The 18,895-nt window shown below is 54.1% G+C and carries 19 protein-coding genes; 7 read left to right on the top strand and 12 right to left on the bottom strand.

Features of this window, described 5'->3' with window-relative positions; genetic code table 11:
- The first annotated feature begins 14 nt into the window (after positions 1-14).
- The 5 genes from KIH26_RS01120 to KIH26_RS01140 all read left to right on the top strand — a co-directional run bounded on the left by KIH26_RS01120 (position 15) and on the right by KIH26_RS01140 (position 4,819).
- Positions 15-923 (top strand): ABC transporter permease, encoded by a 909-nt coding sequence (locus tag KIH26_RS01120; protein ID WP_213441617.1) that lies wholly within the window; start codon positions 15-17, stop codon positions 921-923.
- A gap of 11 nt (positions 924-934) precedes the next feature.
- Positions 935-1,486 carry a DUF2059 domain-containing protein gene (locus tag KIH26_RS01125; protein WP_213441619.1) on the top strand — a complete coding sequence of 184 codons (552 nt, stop codon included), beginning with the start codon at positions 935-937 and terminating at the stop codon, positions 1,484-1,486.
- Positions 1,483-2,445 carry an ABC transporter ATP-binding protein gene (locus tag KIH26_RS01130; RefSeq protein ID WP_213441622.1) on the top strand — a complete coding sequence of 321 codons (963 nt, stop codon included), beginning with the start codon at positions 1,483-1,485 and terminating at the stop codon, positions 2,443-2,445. Before KIH26_RS01125 ends, KIH26_RS01130 begins: the two co-directional genes overlap by 4 nt.
- 3 nt (positions 2,446-2,448) lie before the next feature.
- Complete coding sequence (locus KIH26_RS01135; protein WP_213441624.1) at positions 2,449-3,447, top strand: ABC transporter ATP-binding protein; 999 nt, start codon at positions 2,449-2,451, stop codon at positions 3,445-3,447.
- Between the two features lie 109 nt (positions 3,448-3,556).
- A complete protein-coding gene (locus tag KIH26_RS01140) occupies positions 3,557-4,819 on the top strand; it encodes an acyl-CoA dehydrogenase family protein (protein ID WP_213441626.1) in 1,263 nt (420 codons plus the stop codon).
- 200 nt (positions 4,820-5,019) lie between these two features.
- Here the strand turns inward: KIH26_RS01140 and KIH26_RS01145 are convergent, their stop codons facing one another.
- On the bottom strand, positions 5,020-5,517 hold the full coding sequence (locus KIH26_RS01145; protein WP_213441628.1) for an Lrp/AsnC family transcriptional regulator: 498 nt from the start codon (positions 5,515-5,517) through the stop codon (positions 5,020-5,022).
- A gap of 131 nt (positions 5,518-5,648) precedes the next feature.
- On the opposite strand from KIH26_RS01145, the gene glmS reads away from it, so the two are divergent.
- Entirely contained in the window at positions 5,649-7,520 is a 1,872-nt protein-coding gene (gene glmS / locus KIH26_RS01150) for a glutamine--fructose-6-phosphate transaminase (isomerizing) (RefSeq protein WP_213441630.1), read from the top strand.
- A 4-nt stretch (positions 7,521-7,524) separates the two neighbouring features.
- Here the strand turns inward: glmS and KIH26_RS01155 are convergent, their stop codons facing one another.
- The 6 genes from KIH26_RS01155 to trpE form a co-directional block, all read right to left on the bottom strand.
- The gene (locus KIH26_RS01155) at positions 7,525-7,971 is read right to left on the bottom strand and encodes a hypothetical protein (RefSeq protein ID WP_213441632.1); all 447 of its coding nucleotides are present in this window, start codon (positions 7,969-7,971) and stop codon (positions 7,525-7,527) included.
- Positions 7,972-7,981: 10 nt separating this feature from the next.
- The gene (gene trpD, locus KIH26_RS01160) at positions 7,982-9,004 is read right to left on the bottom strand and encodes an anthranilate phosphoribosyltransferase (protein ID WP_213441634.1); all 1,023 of its coding nucleotides are present in this window, start codon (positions 9,002-9,004) and stop codon (positions 7,982-7,984) included.
- A gap of 18 nt (positions 9,005-9,022) precedes the next feature.
- A complete protein-coding gene (locus tag KIH26_RS01165; protein WP_213441636.1) occupies positions 9,023-10,102 on the bottom strand; it encodes a GntG family PLP-dependent aldolase in 1,080 nt (359 codons plus the stop codon).
- A 60-nt stretch (positions 10,103-10,162) separates the two neighbouring features.
- Positions 10,163-10,750 (bottom strand): anthranilate synthase component II, encoded by a 588-nt coding sequence (locus KIH26_RS01170; protein ID WP_213441638.1) that lies wholly within the window; start codon positions 10,748-10,750, stop codon positions 10,163-10,165.
- A gap of 62 nt (positions 10,751-10,812) precedes the next feature.
- Complete coding sequence (locus KIH26_RS01175; protein ID WP_213441641.1) at positions 10,813-11,274, bottom strand: GxxExxY protein; 462 nt, start codon at positions 11,272-11,274, stop codon at positions 10,813-10,815.
- Positions 11,271-12,770: an anthranilate synthase component I gene (gene trpE, locus KIH26_RS01180; protein WP_213441643.1), complete on the bottom strand. Its 1,500-nt coding sequence runs from the start codon at positions 12,768-12,770 to the stop codon at positions 11,271-11,273. The genes KIH26_RS01175 and trpE overlap by 4 nt, the downstream gene beginning before the upstream one ends.
- Before the next feature lie 382 nt (positions 12,771-13,152).
- Between trpE and KIH26_RS01185 the strand changes: the two genes are divergently transcribed.
- Complete coding sequence (locus KIH26_RS01185) at positions 13,153-13,773, top strand: chalcone isomerase family protein (RefSeq protein WP_213441645.1); 621 nt, start codon at positions 13,153-13,155, stop codon at positions 13,771-13,773.
- Positions 13,774-13,824: 51 nt separating this feature from the next.
- Here KIH26_RS01185 and gph read toward each other — a convergent pair whose 3' ends face one another.
- From gph to zwf, 5 genes are all read right to left on the bottom strand, one after another.
- Positions 13,825-14,523, bottom strand: coding sequence for a phosphoglycolate phosphatase (gene gph / locus KIH26_RS01190; protein WP_213441647.1), 699 nt, complete (start codon positions 14,521-14,523; stop codon positions 13,825-13,827).
- The gene (gene rpe / locus KIH26_RS01195; RefSeq protein ID WP_213441649.1) at positions 14,524-15,204 is read right to left on the bottom strand and encodes a ribulose-phosphate 3-epimerase; all 681 of its coding nucleotides are present in this window, start codon (positions 15,202-15,204) and stop codon (positions 14,524-14,526) included.
- 13 nt (positions 15,205-15,217) lie between these two features.
- Entirely contained in the window at positions 15,218-16,276 is a 1,059-nt protein-coding gene (locus KIH26_RS01200; RefSeq protein WP_213441651.1) for a PLP-dependent cysteine synthase family protein, read from the bottom strand.
- A 101-nt stretch (positions 16,277-16,377) separates the two neighbouring features.
- Positions 16,378-17,226 carry a MurR/RpiR family transcriptional regulator gene (locus tag KIH26_RS01205; RefSeq protein ID WP_213444583.1) on the bottom strand — a complete coding sequence of 283 codons (849 nt, stop codon included), beginning with the start codon at positions 17,224-17,226 and terminating at the stop codon, positions 16,378-16,380.
- 8 nt (positions 17,227-17,234) lie between these two features.
- Positions 17,235-18,689 carry a glucose-6-phosphate dehydrogenase gene (gene zwf / locus KIH26_RS01210; protein WP_213441653.1) on the bottom strand — a complete coding sequence of 485 codons (1,455 nt, stop codon included), beginning with the start codon at positions 18,687-18,689 and terminating at the stop codon, positions 17,235-17,237.
- Positions 18,690-18,895 lie beyond the last annotated feature (206 nt).

Below are 18,895 nucleotides of genomic sequence, written 5' to 3' on the forward strand. Positions count from 1 at the left end.
AAAAGGTTTAAACAATGGGTGTGCTTTCAAAGTGGCTCGACAGCGATGTCGGCTACAGCTTCAAAACCTCTCCCGTGGCCATTGCGGCTGCGGCGGTGGCCTTCATATGCATTTTTTGTGCTGTGTTTGCTGGCGTGATTGCGCCGCATAACCCATTTGACCTGACGACGCTTGAGCTCTCCGATGCGCGCATCCCTCCTGCGTGGATCGAAGGCGGCAAAGCCAAATTTTTCCTTGGCACAGACGATCAAGGCCGCGATATTCTCTCTGCCTTGATGTATGGCGCACGCGTCTCCTTAGCCGTGGGCATCGTCTCGGTGATCTTGTCCGTTATCATCGGCGTCACGCTCGGCCTACTTGCTGGCTTTTTTGGCGGCTGGATCGATACCTTGCTCATGCGCATCTGCGATGTGATGCTCTCTTTTCCTCCGATTCTCGTCGCCTTACTGATTGCAGGTGTGGGCCGCGCGATGTTTCCCAATGCACACACCAGCGTCGCATTCGGTGTGCTCATCATCTCCATCACACTCACCGGCTGGGTGCAATACGCCCGCACGGTGCGCGGCTCGACGCTTGTGGAGCGAAACAAAGAATATGTGCAAGCTGCGCGAGTTACTGGCGTGGCCAGCAGCCGCATCATGCTGCGACATGTGCTCCCCAACGTGCTTGGCCCCGTGCTCGTTCTCGCCACAATTCATGTGGCGACTGCCATCATCACCGAAGCCACGCTCTCTTTCTTGGGGGTCGGTGTGCCACCCACATCGCCCTCGCTAGGCACGCTGATTCGCGTTGGCAACGATTACCTCTTCTCCGGCGAATGGTGGATCACCGTCTGGCCGGGTTTGATGTTGATTTTGATTGCTTTGAGTGTGAATCTTTTAGGCGATTGGTTGCGTGATGCACTCAATCCACGTTTGCGTTAAGGGATGACATCATGAAAAAAATCTTTTTAATTGTTTTTGCATATATTGCTTTCTGTGCAAACAGCTTTGCTCAATCCAACACGAGCAACCCTGAATACCAAGAAAAGCTCAAGGTAGCAGAGCAACTCATGGCGCTTGCCGGCTCGCCTGCCGATGTGGCGCGCTTAGTCGGGGGTATGGTGCCAACCATGCGCGATAACCTGTCTAATCAAATCAGGCAAGCTAACCCTCAGTTGACGGATGCACAACTCAAACGCGCGATGGATCTGCAGATGGATGTCATCATGCAAAGCACCAATCGCTATGCTGCAGAAGTGATGCCTTTGATGATGAGTAATTTTGTGAAAGCCTATGCTGAAAAATTCACATTAACCGAGCTCAATACGATGTATCAATTTCAAAGCAGTGATGTGGGTCGTAAATTGCAACAGTTCACGATGAGCGAAATGCCTGAGGTGATGAAGCCAGTGATGGCCGCTTCACAAAAGATGGGTAAAGAAGTTGGCGAGGGCATCATGCGTGTTAAGCAGAAATTGGCGCAAGAGGGAATAGCGCTGAAATGAGCCTTCTACAAGTTAAAAATTTAGTGGTTGAATTTCCCACCCGCCGCGGCACGCTGCGTGCGCTCGACGATATTTCTTTTGATATCGCGCCCGGTGAAATCTTAGGTGTGGTCGGTGAATCTGGTGCTGGCAAATCGCTCACTGGCGCTTCCATCATTGGCCTGCTTGAGCCACCAGGCCGCGTAGCCAGCGGGCAGATTTTGCTCGAGGAGCAGCGCATTGATCAACTGAGCCATGATGAGATGCGCCATATCCGTGGCCGCAAGATCGGCGCGATTTTTCAAGACCCACTCACTTCGCTGAACCCGCTGTATTCGGTGGGCAGGCAGCTCATGGAAACGATCCAGGCGCATTTGCCTGTGGATGCGGCAGAAGCGCGCCGCCGTGCGATTGATTTGCTGAAATCGACGGGCATCCCCGCCGCTGAAGAGCGCATCGAGCATTACCCGCATCAGTTCTCAGGTGGTATGCGCCAGCGTGTGGTGATTGCACTCGCGCTTGCGGCTGAGCCCAAGCTGATCGTTGCGGATGAGCCGACGACAGCATTGGATGTATCGATCCAAGCGCAGATCATCAGCTTGCTGAAAACGATTTGCAAAGAGCGCGGCGCGGCGGTGATGCTGATCACGCACGATATGGGCGTGATCGCGGAGACTTGTGATCGCGTAGCTGTGCTCTATGCAGGCCGCGTGGCGGAGATTGGCCCGGTGCATGAGGTGATCAACCATCCTGCGCATCCTTACACCGCTGGCTTGATGGCCTCGATTCCCGATATGAGCGAAGACCGCGAAAATCTCGCGCAGATTGATGGCGCGATGCCGCGCCTCAATGCCATTCCGCAGGGCTGTGCTTTTAATCCGCGCTGCACAAAAACGTTTGACCGCTGCAAAGTGGATCGCCCGGAGCTGATGAATGCGGGAGCCACGCGCGCAGCATGCTGGCTGGCTGAAGGAAAATAAAAAATGAGTAAGCAAGCTTTGGTCAAAGTCGATGATCTGGCGATGAGCTTTGATGTCTCGCCGCCTTTGCTCAATCGCATCGTGGAAGGCAAATCCAAAGTATTTCTCAAAGCCGTCGATGGCGTGAGCTTTGAGATAGAAAAGGGCAAAACGCTCGCACTTGTGGGCGAATCAGGCTGCGGCAAGAGCACGGTTGCGCGCCTGATGGTGGGTCTGTACACACCTTCACGTGGCAATTTCCAGTTCGATGGCATGGATGCCAACGAGACGTACAAAGGCGCAGGCAGCCGCAAGTTGCGCGAGCGCATTCAGATGATCTTTCAAGACCCGTATGCCAGCCTGAATCCGCGCTGGAAGGTGGGCGATATCGTGGGCGAGCCGTTGAAAGAGCATGGCTTGATCACTGATGAGAAGCAATTGGAAGAGCGCGTGGGCGAATTGCTCAAATCGGTAGGCTTGAGTCCGCTCGATATGGTCAAGTATCCGCACCAATTCTCCGGCGGTCAGCGCCAGCGCATCTCGATTGCGCGCGCCTTAGCTACGCAGCCAGAATTCCTCGTCTGCGATGAGCCCACCAGCGCGCTGGATGTGAGCGTTCAAGCGCAGGTGCTCAACATCATGAAAGACCTGCAAAAGAAGCAGGGCCTGACCTATCTCTTCATCAGTCACAACCTCGCCGTGGTACGCCATGTGAGCGATCAAGTGGGTGTGATGTATCTGGGGCGTTTGGTGGAGCTGGCAGATAAAGCTGAGCTATTCAGCAATCCTAAGCATCCATATACCCGCATGCTGCTCGATGCGATTCCGAAGATGCACGATACTGGCAAGGCACGCACACCTGTGCAAGGTGAGGTGCCGAATCCTTTGAATCCACCGAGCGGCTGCGCCTTCCACCCGCGCTGCCCGCATGCGAACGACCGCTGCAAAACTGAGCGCCCGAATCTCATCGAGCTCAAAGGCATTCGGATTGCATGCCACGCGGTAGAAGAGAATCGTATTTGATCGTCATCTTTTTTAAAGCGATTTAAGCCGATTGCCGGCATAGAATCTACGCGAAGTGCTATGAAATTAATAGTGTGACAAGGCAAGAGTTTCCCGCTAACATGGCGGTATGAGCATCTTGAATTTCACCCCTGCCGTTGGTGATACGGCCTTCACATCGTTGCAGCAAGAGCTGTTGTCCAAAGCGCAGCAGCTTGGTAAGGACTGCTTCGCGCCTCGTGCGCCGCACTGGGACGTCACAGCTACCTTCCCGCTGGCCAATTACGACGATCTGCGCGCAGCAGGCATCTTGCGCATGTGTGTGCCTGCAGCGCATGGCGGCTTGGGCGCTGATTACGCGACCTATATGATGACGGGTGCAGAAATTGGCCGATACTGCGGAGCAACCGCGCTAACACTCAACATGCACATTTGCTCCACGATGTGGACGGGTGTGCTCTCCGACGGTATCGCGATGACAGCGGATCAGCAAGCTGAGCATCATGCGCGTCGCCATTTGCATTTCAAGCGCATCGTTGAAAAAGGCGCTTTGTATGCTCAGCCTTTCAGCGAAGGCACAGCCGCTGCCGCTGGCCGCGCGCCGTTTGGCACGGCAGCGCGCAAAAGCGTGCAAAACGGCGTGAGCGGCTGGGTGATCAATGGCCGAAAAATCTGGGCATCGCTCTCTGGCGCGGCCAATTACTACGGCATCTTGTGCACCGAAGATATTGAAGGCAAGAACCCTGATCCGCGCGATACGCTCTACATCGCTGTGCCTGCGGAAAGCGAAGGCCTCACCATCAGCGGCGATTGGAACCCGATGGGCATGCGCGGCACGGTGAGCCGCAATCTCACTTTCAAAGATGTGTTCGTGCCGGATGATGAGCAGCTGATGCCGCGCGGTGTGTATTTCAAAGCGGCGCAAACTTGGCCAGCGATGTTTTTCACTCTCGCGCCAACTTATCTGGGCATTGCGAATGCAGCTTACGATTTCACGGTGAAGTATCTGCGCGGCGAGGTGGAGGGCGAGCCACCCGTGAAGCGCCGCCAATATCCCACGAAGCAAATCGCTGTCGCGCAGATGCGCATTCAGCTGGAGAACATGCGCAGCATTTTTCTGCGCGCGATCACTGAAGCGAAGCCGAACCCGAGCAAAGATGAAAAGCTGCGCCTCTATGCCGCGCATTACAGCGTGATGGAGGGTGCGAACGATATTGCTCGGCTTGCGATCCGCACCTGCGGCGGCCAGAGCATGATGAAACACTTGCCACTGGAACGCCTGTATCGCGATAGTCGTTGTGGTTCGCTTATGCTGCCTTGGACGGCAGAGCTGGTGATGGATCGAATGGGGCGTGAGACTTTGTATGAGCCGGGGGAGAAGGATGATTCTTGACGTTGCGCTCTAACCGTCTTCACGAGCCGATAGCGCTTGGGCTATCCCCCTCCACGAATGTCCTCCGCCGGCTGCGCCGTCTCCCCCTTTATTTCGTTGCGGGAGATAGCCCAATCACAATCGGCTGGGCAGTTTGTTTATTACTACAAAATTAATAGCTGCTCGCGCAATAAACACGCCGGCGATCTACCCGAAAGACTTCAAATCCAAGCCAACTCAGTAGAAAACTTCGCCCGCTTCACACTGAAAAACGCTTTCACATTCCGCACCTTCGCATCTTGCGTGAACAGGCGTTGCGCGAGCTCAAGATAGGCTGGCATGTCCTTCACCTGCACGATGATCACCACATCAGGGCCCGGGCTCACGCGATAGCACTGTTGCACCTCTGGTTCGGGCAGCATGCGCGATTCAAACGCGGCGAGCACTTCTTCCGTTTGCTCTATCAGCGTCACCTCCACAATCGCCGTGAGTCCAGCACCGATGAGAGGCTTCAAGCGATCTGCATTGAGCACGGCTACTTGCCGCTCAATCAAACCCAGATCATGCATACGCTTGACTCTTCGCAGGCATGTGGGCGGTGAGACATGTACCTTGGCAGCCAAATCTTGGTTGCTCAAGGAAGCGTCGTTTTGCAAGCTTTGGAGCAAGCGAATGTCTATCTCATCTAACTCAAGAGGGGAATTAAATTCTAAATTCATTATTTAAAAGAATAATATTTCTAATATAGAAATTTATGAAATTTTATTTCTAATTCATAAATAAATCAATCAGATATTTTTCAATACTGCGCCTACCATTCGCTCCATAGACACATCCCAAGGAGCATCCCATGTGCGGCATCGTCGGTTCAGTCTCTCAGCGCAACATCGTCCCCATCCTCGTGCAAGGCCTGCAGCGTCTGGAATATCGCGGGTATGACTCTTGTGGGGTCGCGGTGCACAGCGGTGGCTTGAAGCGCGCGCGCACCACCTCTCGCGTGGCCGAGCTGCAAGCGCAGATCGATGCAGATGCAGCAAGTGGCAACGCGTTCACTGGCTTCACTGGCATCGCCCACACGCGCTGGGCCACACATGGTGCGCCCGTGGTACACAACGCACATCCACATTTCAGCGCTGGTCCGAATGCGAAAGAGGGTGCGGCAGGCCGCGTGGCTCTTGTACATAACGGCATCATTGAAAACCACGATGCATTGCGCAAACAGCTCCAAGCCAAGGGCTATGTGTTCGTGAGCCAAACGGATACCGAAGTCATCGCGCATTTGCTAGATTCTTTGTATGACGGTGATATTTTTGAAGCACTCAAAGCCACGATTGCGCAGCTTCATGGCGCGTATGCTCTGGCCGTGTTTCACAAAGACGAACCGCATCGTGTGGCGGGTGCGCGCGCCGGGTCTCCTTTGATCTTAGGTGTTGGCAAAGAGGGCGGTGAGAATTTCCTAGCCTCTGATGCGATGGCGCTGGCGGGAGTAACGGATCAAATCGTTTACCTTGAAGAAGGCGATGTGGTCGATCTGCAAATCGGCAAATACTGGATCGCAGACAAAAACGGTAAAGTGCTCGGCGCAGACAAACGCCCCGTGAAAACCGTGCAAGCGCATAGCGGCGCTGCTGAGCTTGGGCCTTATCGCCACTACATGCAAAAAGAAATCTTCGAGCAACCGCGCGCGATTGCCGACACGCTCGAAGGCGTTGTGGGCATCTCGCCCGAGCTCTTTGGCGATGGTGCGTATTCCACCTTCAAAGCGATTGACAACATCCTCATCCTCGCCTGCGGCACCAGCTACATCAGCGGCTCAGCAGCCAAGTATTGGTTTGAATCCATTGCCAAAATCCCCTGCAATGTGGAGATCGCCAGTGAATACCGCTACCGCGATTCCGTGCCCAATCCACGCACACTCGTCGTCACCATCAGCCAATCCGGCGAGACAGCAGACACACTCGCCGCGCTAAAACATGCGCAAAGCTTAGGGATGGCGCACACGCTCACCATCTGCAACGTGGCAACGTCTGCGATGGTGCGTGAATGCAAACACGCCTACATCACCCGCGCAGGTGTCGAAATCGGCGTCGCTTCCACCAAAGCCTTCACCACCCAACTCGCCGGCCTCTTCCTGCTCACGCTCGCCATCGCACAAACCAAAGGGCTGCTCTCAGACGAACAAGAGACGCAATACCTCAATGAAATGCGCCACCTCCCCGTCGCCCTGCAAGCCGTGCTAGCGCTTGAGCCGCAAATCATCGCTTGGGCAGAAGACTTCGGTAAAAAAGAAAATGCACTCTTTTTAGGTCGCGGCCTGCATTGGCCGATTGCCATGGAGGGTGCTTTGAAGCTCAAAGAAATCAGCTACATCCACGCCGAAGCCTATGCCGCTGGCGAGCTCAAACACGGGCCACTCGCCCTTGTGACAGATGAGATGCCAGTTGTCACCGTCGCCCCCAATGATGCTTTGCTCGAGAAACTCAAAAGCAATATGCAGGAAGTGCGTGCAAGAGGTGGTGTGCTTTATGTGCTCGCTGATGGCGACACGCAGATCGAATCCAGTGAGGGTTTGCATGTGATCCGTATGCCAGAGCACTACGGCGCGTTGTCCCCGATCCTTCATGTTGTACCCTTGCAATTGCTGGCGTATCACACCGCTTTGGCAAAGGGGACGGATGTGGACAAGCCACGCAATTTAGCTAAGTCGGTCACGGTGGAGTGAACCCTCAGCGGACCAATCGACTGTATTGCGCCAATGTTTCTTCAACGCTCGGATTGGCTTTGCCAGTGCCGAGTACAAAGACGGCCGGTAGCTCGCCAGCCATGACGCTGTTGAGATGGCCTACAGTCTCAGGAGTGATATTGCTGCCACTGAAGTTCGCGCTGCTGGCACGTACCGCGGGAATGCCAGCTTGCGTTAAGCGTCGCATCATCTCATCAGCTCTCTGCCCTGCGGCCTCTGGACAATTGGGTGGTGCGAAAACGATCACGCTCTTTGCATCAAAGCCTTGTGGTGTTGGCATGTCGATGAAGCCATTTGACGAATGTGATGCCTCTGTGGAAGCACCAGTTAAGCTGCTGTTCGCTGACTTCTTTTGTGCGTCTTTGCCCGACAAATAATTGTAGGCGCCATAGCCAATCGCTGCGATCAAGACTAGCTGAATGAGCCGCATGAGCTGCCCCTTATTTCGCAGTCACCGCTACAAACTCGTCGAGCTTTTTTCTTGCCGCACCGGAGGCTAGCACCTCTTGCGCCAATACCAAACCAGCTTTCATCGAATCAGCCACATTGGCTGCATAAAGCGCTGCACCTGCGTTGAGCGCGACGATGTCTCTGGCGGGGCTGTTGTGGTTGTCGAGCACAGCCATCATCATGGATTTGCTTTGCTCGGGCGTTTCGACGCGTAATGCGCGGTTGCTGCTCATCATGAGGCCAAAATCTTCCGGGTGAATCTCGTATTCGGTGATCTCGCCGTTTTTCAGTTCACCCACTAGCGTGGCTGCGCCTAGGCTCACTTCGTCCATGCCATCGCGCCCATACACCACCAGCGCATGCTCTGCGCCCAGGCGTTGCAAGGCGCGCACCTGTATGCCTACGAGATCGGGGTGGAAGACGCCCATCAAGATATTGGGGGCGCTGGCGGGATTCGTGAGCGGGCCGAGAATGTTGAAGATGGTGCGCACGCCCAGCTCTTTGCGGATGGGGGCGACGTGCTTCATCGCGGTGTGATGATTCGGGGCAAACATGAATCCGATGCCAACATCCGCGATGCACTGCGCGATTTTTTCAGGGCTCAAGTTGATGTTCACGCCAAGCGATTCGAGCACATCTGCACTGCCCGATTTGCTGCTCACGCTGCGTCCACCATGCTTACTCACCTTCGCACCAGCGGCTGCGGCGACAAACATCGAGCAGGTGGAAATATTGAAGGTGTGTGAGCCATCGCCACCTGTGCCCACGATATCAACGAGGTGCTTCTTATCGGCGACATTCACCTTGGTAGAAAACTCGCGCATCACTTGCGCGGCTGCGGTGATCTCGCCAATGGTTTCTTTCTTCACGCGCAGGCCAGTGATCAGCGCAGCCATCATCACCGGGCTCATCTCGCCACTCATGATGAGGCGCACGACTTTGAGCATCTCATCGTGGAAGATTTCGCGGTGCTCGATGGTGCGCTGCAGGGCTTCTTGTGGGGTGATGGGCATGGTGCTCTCCTCAGAAAATCAGTGTTTGAAATAATTGCGAATCACATCAATCGTATGTGAGATATCTGCCTCGTTCAGATCCAGATGCGTGACGAAGCGAAGGCGATACAAGCCAGTGGCCAAGATGCCGTGATTCTTCAGATGCGGCAGCAAGCCTTCCGCATTGGCCTTGGCAGCGCCATCCAGATCAACGAAGATGATATTGCTGTGAACTGGATCAACGCGCACACCTTCAATCTGCGACAAAGCATCGCCCAGCATGCGTGCTAGGCGATGATCCGCTTGCAGACGCTCTACTTGATGATCTAGCGCATAGATGGCTGCAGCGGCCAAGATGCCGGCTTGCCGCATGCCACCGCCAGCCATTTTGCGGATGCGGTGAGCCTTTTTGATGAGCTCGCGCGAGCCGCAAAGCGCTGAGCCCACAGGTGCGCCCAAACCTTTGCTAAAGCAGACACTCACGGAATCAAAATTCTCGGCAATTCTTCTTGCTTCGAAAAGAATAGCATCTTGCGCAGTAGACACGACGGCAATTGGCTCATTTGGCCTTAAATTCATGGACTGCGCAGTGGCTGCGTTGAAGAGTCGAGCACCATCCAAATGCGTCGCCAGGCCTTTGCTTCGCGCTAAATCCGTAGCCGCTATCACGTATTCCAGCGGCAGCAGTTTGCCACCAATCGTATTTTCTAAGCAGAGCAATCGCGTGCGAGCGAAGTGCGCGTCGTCTGGTTTGATATTGGCCTCAATCTCAGGCAGCGGCAATGTGCCATCGGGCGCGTGCGCAATCGGCTGCGGTTGCACACTGCCCAAGACCGCTGCGCCACCGCCTTCCCAGCGATAAGCATGCGCCATCTGGCCCACGATGTATTCGTCCCCGCGTTGGCAGTGAGAAAGAACAGCGCAAAAATTGCTCTGCGTGCCGGTGGGCACAAACAGCGCCGCCTCAAAACCGAGCAAGGCCGCAATCTTTTCTTGCAACGCGTTCACCGTAGGATCATCACCAAACACATCATCGCCCAGCGGCGCAGCCAGCATGGCCGCGCGCATGGCGGGTGTGGGTTGGGTGACGGTATCGCTACGCAGGTCAATCATCTTCATTATTTTTGAGGCTTTTTGAGCACTTTGCCGGCATGGATACTGCGCGAAGTGCTATTAAATTCATAGTAAAAAATTCTTGAGCATCGCATGGCCATGTTCGGTGAGGATGCTCTCTGGGTGAAACTGTACACCTTCAATCCGCACCTCATGCGCATAGCCGCTGTGGCGCACACCCATGATCTCGCCATCATCCGTCTGCGCGGTGATCACCAGCTCTTTCGGGCAAGTAGCGCGCTCGATGGCGAGGGAGTGGTAGCGGTTGACGGTGAATTGCTTGGGCAGATCTTTGAACACACCTTCTTGGCTTGTGGTGATCACGCTCGTCTTGCCATGTATCAGTTCTTGCGCTCTGATGATGTTGCCACCGAAGGCTTGACCGATGGCTTGATGGCCTAAGCAAACGCCGAGGATCGGCAGTTTGCCTTTGAAATGCTCAATCGCTGCCACTGAGATACCCGCTTCTTTGGGTGAGCAGGGGCCGGGGGAGATGCACAGGCGATCAAATGCTTTGGCTTTGAACAGTGCATCCAGCTCGTTGACGGTGATTTCATCGTTGCGATGAACGATGACTTCAGCACCCAGCTCGCCGAAGTATTGGACGATGTTGTAAGTGAAGCTGTCGTAGTTGTCGATCATGAGGAGTTTCATGGGGATTCTTTCATTCAACCAATAGAACGCAAAAGGCGCAAAAGTACGCAGAAGACGCAAAATTAGAGGTCATGAACGAGTCTCCTCACACCAAATTTTGCAATTGGCTGCGCATGAAAATTCAACAACAGGCCTAGAGGCTTAGCACTTGTTCGTAGGTAAGTTAGTAATTGTGCTCGGTGCTCTTCGAGAATGCTCTCAACCGCTTTTAGCTCCAATATCAACGATGACTCCAGCAAAAAATCTGCGCGATAAATAACGCCCAGTGGTTTGCCTTTGTAGTTGCCCTCAATAGCCCACTCCCTTTCAAACTCGATGCCTAAGCTTTCTAGTTCAATCGCTAAAGCGTTCGAGTAAGCACTTTCTAGTAAACCAACACCAAGATGCTGCTGTACTTCAACGCATGCTCCAATCACCCGGTGCGAAAGCGCATTGAGCCATTGGACTTCCTTTGGCGTCTTTTGCGTTTCTTCTGTGTCTTTTGCGTTCTTTTGATGGAGCCGTGAAGCGCTTGAGTTACTCATTCCAAGCCCTCCTCAACCAGCTCAGAAGCTCGCAGCAAAGCACGCGCTTTGGCTTCAGTCTCTTTCCACTCCAGCTCAGGCACAGAATCTGCCACCACGCCAGCCGCCGCCTGCACATACAGCATGCCGTCTTTGACGATGCCGGTGCGGATAGCAATCGCCACATCCATGTCGCCTGCGAAGCTCAGATAGCCGCATGCGCCGCCGTAAATGCCGCGTTTGCTGGGCTCGAGCTGATCGATGAGTTCCATGGCATGCACCTTCGGCGCACCTGTGAGAGTGCCGGCTGGGAAAGTGGCCTTCAAAACGTCGGCTTGCGTCATGCCGTCTTTCAGGATGCCTTCGACATTGCTCACGATATGCATCACATGGCTGTAGCGCTCGACGACGAAAGCTTCAGTCACTTTCACGCTACCGATTTTGGCGATACGGCCAATGTCGTTGCGCGCGAGATCGATCAGCATCACATGCTCGGCGCGTTCCTTCGGATCAGTGAGTAGCTCTTGCTCTGCAGCTTTGTCTGCTTCGGGTGTGCTTGCGCGCGGGCGGGTACCTGCGAGGGGGCGAATGGTGATCTTCGCGCCTTCATTCGTTTGTTCATGCCGCACCAAAATTTCTGGTGAAGCGCCAACGATATGGAAGTCACCCATGTTGTAGAAATACATGTAGGGCGATGGGTTGAGTGAGCGCAGCGCGCGGTAGAGCGAAAGCGGCGATTCGGTGTAACGTTTCTTGAGGCGCTGGCCGACCTGCACTTGCATGAAATCGCCCGCTTCGATCAAGCCTTTGGCGCGATCCACAGCTTTCAAATAATCGGCCTTGGCAAACTCGCGCTCAATCGGGTAATCCTGCGAGGGCTTAACAACGGGGGCGGTCACGCTGTAGCGCAACTGATCTTTGAGTTCGCGCAAACGCTTCTTGGCATTCGCATAGGCTTCGTTTTGCGATGGATCGGCATAGACGATGAGGTAGAGCTTGCCCGAGAGGTTGTCAATCACCGCCAACTCTTCGGTGAGCAAGAGCATGATGTCTGGCAGGCCAAGCGTATCGGGGGGGCATGAGTTTTCGAGTTTTTTCTCAATATAGCGCACGGTGTCGTAGCCAAAATAGCCAGCCAATCCACCACAGAAGCGAGGTAGGCCAGGGCGCAGCGCCACTTTGAAGCGCGATTGAAATGTCGCAATCGCGTCTAAAGGATTGCCGGGCAATGTTTCGACAACTTTGCCCTCAGTTACCACTTCAGTCTTTGCATTGCTGCCAAAACCACTCGCGCGCAAATGCGTGCGTGCTGGCAAACCAATAAAACTGTAGCGGCCAAAGCGCTCGCCGCCAACAACGGATTCAAGGAGGAAGCTGTGCTTGCCTTGCGCTTTGCCATGAGCGAGTTTCAGATACAAAGACAAAGGTGTTTCGAGATCAGCAAAAGCTTCTGCAACGAGTGGGATACGGTTGTAGCCAGCATCACGCAAAGATTTGAATTCAAGTTCGGTCATCATGACGGAGGGTTTCCACAGGTCAGCGCATCGAGTTAGGTGCGCATCAGTTCAATTTATTCGGCATCCAAGGCTGGATGCCACGAATGCGGCTTTGCGCCGCAAAAATCAAAGCAAGCTGGTTGGCTTACGCCACAACCAGGCTCCCCGCCATGCGGCAGCACGCGCGGTGGCGTGGGCAGTTTGGGCAGAAAAGCAAATATTGAACATGTTATGAGTGTAGCAGAGCGGCTTGTTGCAACTTTTATGTCAACGCTATTTGGTTGCGCCCGCGTTATAGAGTGAATGTTTGCAGTGAAAACCCTGTTGAGGCAATAGCGGTTTTTGTAGATACTTTTAGAAATATTTCAAACGGTCGTTTTATTTTTAGCATTTAGGAGCAGCGATGAATTTATCTCGGCCGAAGTTTTTGGGCACAGCGCTCGCTTCTCTTGGCGCCAGCCTGATGCCTGCTTTGTCTTGGGCGCAATCGAAGCTGGGCGATGTGACTTACCCTAACGAAGTAACGGTTGGCGGGCAAAAGCTGCTGCTTAATGGCTATGGCATGCGCTTTCGTTTTGGCTTTCGCGTCTACACCGCCGCGCTCTACACGCCGACCAAGCTCACCAAGAATGAAGATGTACTCAAACCTAACATCGTAAAGCGCATGCATTTGGTGGCGCAACGCGATGTGAAGGGTGATGAATTCGGCAAACTCTTTACGCGTGCGATCGAGGAGAACATGTCTAAAGAAGATTTCTCAAAGATCATCAATGGCGTGATTCGGATGGGCAATCTCTTCGCTGAGGCCAAGCAATTTGGAAAAGGCGATGTCATCTTGATTGATGTCATTCCGGGAACGGGCTCATTGATCAATTTCCGCGGCAAGCAGCAAGGTGAGCCGATCAAAGAGCCAGAATTTGGACAAGCCCTGATGCAAATTTGGTTTGGCAAAAAACCAGCAGATGAGCCCCTGCGTAAAGCCTTGCTCGGGGAGCAGAGTACCGCGAACACCAATGTGAATTGATGGGTCTGCGCTGATCAAAAAAGCCCGCCTGATGCGGGCTTTTTTGTGTCTTTAACCGAGCAAAGCGTCGATGTCTTGCAGTGAGCTCAGATGCGCTACTGCAGGCGTAGCGCGGATGTCATGCCCATGGTTGTAGCCATAGGTCATGAGGACCACAGGGCAATGGGCAGCATGCGCAGCTTGTGCATCATTGCTGCTGTCGCCGATCATCAATGTGTGCTGTGGTGCGGCACCCAGTACCTCGCAAGTCTTGATCAGCGGCAGTGGATCGGGTTTTTTCTTCTCGAAAGAATCACCGCCAAAGATATGGCTGAAAAAACCATCCAAGCCTTTTGTTTTGAGCAAAGGCTTGGCAAAGGCCAGCGGCTTGTTGGTCAAGCATGCCAACTTCAAACCTCTGTTGCGAAGCGTCTGCAAGCCTGCCAAGACACCTGGATAAACCGCGCTCGCTTCGCCATTGCAGGCTAAGTAGTGCGATTGATAACTCGCCCAAGCAGTTTGGTATGCTACTGATTTAATAGCGCTTTGCGCAGATTCTATGTGGGCTAACTGCTGTTTTTGCACATAATCCAGGGTGCTGCGAATCAAATGCTCGCTGCCTTTGCCGACGGTTGCCTCGATGAAAGCGCGATCCACTGGAGGAAGCGATACATCCGCCAGCATGCGATTGAGCGCGACTTCAAAATCGCCCAGCGTATCCACCATCGTGCCATCGAGATCGACGATCACGGCTTGAATGTTTTTCAGCATTTATTTCAATGCAGCGCGCATGCTGTCGATCACGGCCTTGTAATCCGGCTTGCCGAAAATCGCGCTGCCTGCGACGAAAGCATCTGCGCCCGCATCGGCGATGCGGCGAATATTGTCTGGCTTGATACCACCATCGACTTCCAAGCGAATATCTTTACCTGAAGCTTCAATGCGTTTGCGAACGGCTTCAATCTTGCGCAGAGCGCTATCAATAAAGGATTGCCCACCAAAGCCAGGGTTCACGCTCATGATCAGGATGAGATCAATATCTTCAATCACCCAATCGAGCACATCAAGCTCTTCTGCGGGATTGAACACCAAGCCTGCTTTGCAGCCTTTGCCTTTGATCACTTGAATGCTGCGATGCACATGGCGTGAAGCATCAGGGTGAAAGCTGATGTAGTCCGCGCCCGCATCAGCAAATGCAGCTGCCAGTGCATCCACAGGCTCAACCATCAAATGCACATCCATGATGGCTTTGCTGCCATCGGGCTTCACCGCATACGGCTTAATGGCCTGGCAGATCATCGGGCCGAAGGTGAGGTTGGGTACGTAATGGTTGTCCATCACATCGAAATGCACCCAATCTGCGCCAGCGGCCAGGACGTTTTTCACTTCATCGCCCAATCGAGCGAAATCGGCAGAGAGAATGGAGGGGGAAATGTAAAAAGGGCGTGTCATGATCGTAATTTTCTCACGCCAGCAAGGCGCTTAGCCTTCGCTGTGCCTCTGCGCAATCGCCCATGCAATCTTTCACCCAAGCTTCGTTGTGATACGTGGGCAAGTAGCGTTCGCCGGCGTCACAAATCAGCGACAAGATTGAACCTGTTTGCCCTGTGAATTTCATCTGTGCGGCAAGTCCGAGCATCGCTACGAAATTCGTTCCCGTCGATGGCCCCACGCGCCGTCCGAGCAGGCCAGAGAGCATTCGCATCGCCGCGATGGATTCGGCATTACTGACGATTTGCATCTGATCAATCAAGCCGCGAATAAAGCTGGGCTCCACGCGTGGGCGGCCAATGCCCTCAATGCGCGAGCCAGCACCTGTGAGCTGCGTGTCGCCAGTGGCGTGATAGCTCGCAAACACCGAGCCTTCAGGATCGGCTACGCAAAGCTGCGTGGGAAATTGCCTGTAGCGCAAAAAGCGGCCAATGGTGGCACTCGTGCCACCCGTGCCTGCGCCCACCACCACCCAGCTGGGCACCGCATGCCGCTCCCGTGCCATTTGCTCAAACATGCTTTGCGCGATGTTGTTATTCCCGCGCCAATCGGTGGCGCGCTCGGCATAGGTGAACTGATCCATGTAATGCCCACCGCTGTCTTGGGCAATCTGTTGCGCCGCTTCATACACAGCGCCAGCAGACGCCACAAAATGGCAGCGACCGCCGTAGAACTCGATCAGTGCGATCTTCTCGGGCGAAGTGCTTTTAGGCATCACGGCCACGAAGGGAAGCCCAAGCAATCGCGCGAAATACGCTTCGCTCACCGCAGTTGATCCGCTGGATGCTTCCACCACGGTCGAGCCTTCATGCAGCCAGCCGTTGCACAGCGCGTAGAGAAAAAGCGAGCGTGCCAAGCGGTGCTTCAAGCTGCCGGTGGGGTGTGTGGATTCGTCCTTGAAGTAAAAATCAATGCCAGCTTGGTTGAAATGGGCCAGCGGCAGGGCGATCAAATGCGTATCGGCGCTACGTTGAAAATCGGATTCGATTTTCTCAATGGCTTGATGAGACCAGTTTCTTTGCGAGGTGTTCATACGTAGATTGTCGCAGCGCCGAGCACCTCATCTAATTGCTATAGTATCAATAGCATTTTGCGCATATTCTATGCCGGTGATCTCCCAAAAACGCTTAAAAATTAAGCGTAACGCTTACTCCGTAAATTGTTCTTCATCTCTTTCAGAGCAGGCTGCAACTTCGCACTACCAATCCGCAATGCCACGCTGGTCGCCAAAATATCCACCATCAGCAAGTGCAGCAGCCGCGAGACCATAGGGCTGTAGCGGTCGTACCCCTCGGGGTGATCAGCAGCCAAATGCACGTGGCCAGCCGAGGCCAGTGGTGAGCCGCTGGCTGTGATCACGATTGTTGTGGCACCGTTTTTGCGCGCAATATCACAGGCATCCATCAAATCGCGTGTGCGGCCTGAATTGCTGATCACCACCACGCAATCGCCTGGGCCCACCGTGGAGGCGCTCATCACCTGCATATGGCCATCGCTATAAGCAATACTCGTCACGCCAAGGCGGAAAAATTTATGCTGCGCGTCTTGCGCCACGATGCCTGAATTACCTACGCCATAAAACTCGATGCGTTTACGTTGCTTGTAGGTCTCTGCCAGTGCTTCAGAGGCCTTCTCGTAGGCAAAGCTGCTCGCATCGTTGCGGTATTTCAAAAAGGCTGCAACCGTGTTGTCGATCACTTTGACGAGTACATCGGATACTTTGTCATCCGTATCCACGCTGCGGTGAATGAAGGGCACACCCTCGCTGACAGAGCCCGCTAGCTTGAGTTTGAAATCCGAGAGCCCGTCATAACCCATGCTTCGGCAAAAGCGTACGACCGTGGGCTTACTCACATGCGCGCGATCTGAGAGCTCGCTCACTGGTAGATTGGCAAAGGCACGAGGGTCGAGTAAAACGAGTTTGCCTACGCGTTGCTCGGCGGGTGCGAGGGAAGGCAGTGATGCCTTGATGCGTTCAAGCATGCTCATGATTAGCTTTCCTCTTCCCAACAAAATCCATCTTTGGCAATCATGCCGCTGGCCGCACTTGGTCCCCAGCTGCCTGCGGTGTATTGACGTGGCAAGTTGGTATCTTGCTGCCAGTGCGTGAGCACAGGCTCTACCCAACGCCAAGCTTCTTCTTGCTCATCGCTGCGCACAAAGAGATTCAAGCGGCCATCAATCACATCGAGCAGCAAGCGCTCATACGCGCCAACGCGCTCGGTGCCGAAGCGCTTGTCGAAATCCAAGTCAAGCTGCGTGAGGCTGAGTGAATTGGTATCGCGCCGATTCGCTTGCGCCTGCGCCATGAGATGCAACTCCAAGCCGTCTTTGGGCTGCAGATGAATCACGAGTTTGTTTGCACCGCCGTTCGGCGTTTGAAAAATCGCATGCGGAGTGGCATGGAAATTCACCACGATATGCGCCTCGCGCCCCGCCATGCGCTTGCCAGTGCGGATGTAGAAAGGCACACCCGCCCAACGCCAATTTGCGATCTCGGCGCGCAGAGCTACAAAGGTTTCCGTTTGGCTCGCAGTATTCACGCCCGTCTCTTGCAAATAACCGGGCACTTTATTCCCACCGATATTGCCTTCTGCATACTGGCCGCGCACCACGTGGCTGGCGAGTGTTGCAGGTGTCCAGCGCTTGAGCGAGCGCAGCACTTTGAGTTTTTCATCGCGAATTGCATCGGCATGCGCATTGATCGGTGGCTCCATCGCAATCGCGCAAAGCAATTGCAGCGCATGGTTTTGCACCATATCGCGTAGCGCACCAATGCCATCGTAATAACCGCCGCGTTTTTCTACACCGAGGTCTTCGGCAATCGTGATCTGAATGTTCGCAATATGCTCGCGCCGCCACACCGGTTCAAACAGCGCATTCGCAAAGCGCAGCGCCATGAGGTTTTGCACGCTTGGCTTGCCAAGGTAGTGATCAATGCGGAAGACTTGTTTTTCGCTGAAGAACTTCAGCACGGTTTGGTTGATCGCTCGGTTGCTCGCCAGATCATGCCCCAGCGGTTTTTCCAGCACGAGGCGAGTGCTTGGTGTGTTCAGGCCTGCTGCGCCGAGCTGCTCAGCCACGGCTGTGAAGAGATGCGGCGAGACGGCCAGATACATCACCGTCGTTTCTGCGGCACGCTCATCCAAGCGCGCCTTCAAGGTAGCGTAAGCATCTGGCTTGCTCAAATCCATGCGCTGGTAATGCAAGAGGCTGGCAAAGCGATCAAACTCTTCCGTGGACGGCCGCTTGGCCAGCTCCACTTGATCAAAGCGCGAGCGGATCAACTCGCGGTATTGCACATCGCTCATTTCATCGCGCGCCACACCGATGATGCGCCCGCCCTCAGGCAGCGTGCCATGACGAAATGCCTGAAATAACGCGGGCATCAGTTTGCGCCATGCGAGGTCGCCTGTGCCGCCAAATAAAACCAGATTGAAAGCCATGATCAAGTGAATTGAGTTATGTTATTTAGTTACGATAATGTAACTCAATTTCGTAACTCAAGCAAACAATCAAGCCATCTTGCTCTGCTTAGTTTTAGTAAGCCTTTAGTGCGCCACTTGCTAGGTACTTCCCCTGTAGTGATTTTTATGACAAATTCATTACAGTCATGTACACCGTAATTAAATTCCTCTTAAATCGGAGATTT

Origin of the sequence: Variovorax sp. PCZ-1 (assembly GCF_018413605.1) — a bacterium.
Taxonomy (GTDB): domain Bacteria; phylum Pseudomonadota; class Gammaproteobacteria; order Burkholderiales; family Burkholderiaceae_C; genus JANMDU01.

Excerpts from the sequence above, each read along its gene's own strand:
- KIH26_RS01120 (WP_213441617.1), top strand. The coding sequence starts at position 15 with ATGGGTGTGCTTTCAAAGTGGCTCGACAGCGATGTCGGCTACAGCTTC.
- KIH26_RS01125 (WP_213441619.1), top strand. The coding sequence starts at position 935 with ATGAAAAAAATCTTTTTAATTGTTTTTGCATATATTGCTTTCTGTGCA.
- KIH26_RS01130 (WP_213441622.1), top strand. The coding sequence starts at position 1,483 with ATGAGCCTTCTACAAGTTAAAAATTTAGTGGTTGAATTTCCCACCCGC.
- KIH26_RS01135 (WP_213441624.1), top strand. The coding sequence starts at position 2,449 with ATGAGTAAGCAAGCTTTGGTCAAAGTCGATGATCTGGCGATGAGCTTT.
- KIH26_RS01140 (WP_213441626.1), top strand. The coding sequence starts at position 3,557 with ATGAGCATCTTGAATTTCACCCCTGCCGTTGGTGATACGGCCTTCACA.
- KIH26_RS01145 (WP_213441628.1), bottom strand. The coding sequence starts at position 5,517 with ATGAATTTAGAATTTAATTCCCCTCTTGAGTTAGATGAGATAGACATT.
- glmS (WP_213441630.1), top strand. The coding sequence starts at position 5,649 with ATGTGCGGCATCGTCGGTTCAGTCTCTCAGCGCAACATCGTCCCCATC.
- KIH26_RS01155 (WP_213441632.1), bottom strand. The coding sequence starts at position 7,971 with ATGCGGCTCATTCAGCTAGTCTTGATCGCAGCGATTGGCTATGGCGCC.
- trpD (WP_213441634.1), bottom strand. The coding sequence starts at position 9,004 with ATGCCCATCACCCCACAAGAAGCCCTGCAGCGCACCATCGAGCACCGC.
- KIH26_RS01165 (WP_213441636.1), bottom strand. The coding sequence starts at position 10,102 with ATGAAGATGATTGACCTGCGTAGCGATACCGTCACCCAACCCACACCC.
- KIH26_RS01170 (WP_213441638.1), bottom strand. The coding sequence starts at position 10,750 with ATGAAACTCCTCATGATCGACAACTACGACAGCTTCACTTACAACATC.
- KIH26_RS01175 (WP_213441641.1), bottom strand. The coding sequence starts at position 11,274 with ATGAGTAACTCAAGCGCTTCACGGCTCCATCAAAAGAACGCAAAAGAC.
- trpE (WP_213441643.1), bottom strand. The coding sequence starts at position 12,770 with ATGATGACCGAACTTGAATTCAAATCTTTGCGTGATGCTGGCTACAAC.
- KIH26_RS01185 (WP_213441645.1), top strand. The coding sequence starts at position 13,153 with ATGAATTTATCTCGGCCGAAGTTTTTGGGCACAGCGCTCGCTTCTCTT.
- gph (WP_213441647.1), bottom strand. The coding sequence starts at position 14,523 with ATGCTGAAAAACATTCAAGCCGTGATCGTCGATCTCGATGGCACGATG.
- rpe (WP_213441649.1), bottom strand. The coding sequence starts at position 15,204 with ATGACACGCCCTTTTTACATTTCCCCCTCCATTCTCTCTGCCGATTTC.
- KIH26_RS01200 (WP_213441651.1), bottom strand. The coding sequence starts at position 16,276 with ATGAACACCTCGCAAAGAAACTGGTCTCATCAAGCCATTGAGAAAATC.
- KIH26_RS01205 (WP_213444583.1), bottom strand. The coding sequence starts at position 17,226 with ATGCTTGAACGCATCAAGGCATCACTGCCTTCCCTCGCACCCGCCGAG.
- zwf (WP_213441653.1), bottom strand. The coding sequence starts at position 18,689 with ATGGCTTTCAATCTGGTTTTATTTGGCGGCACAGGCGACCTCGCATGG.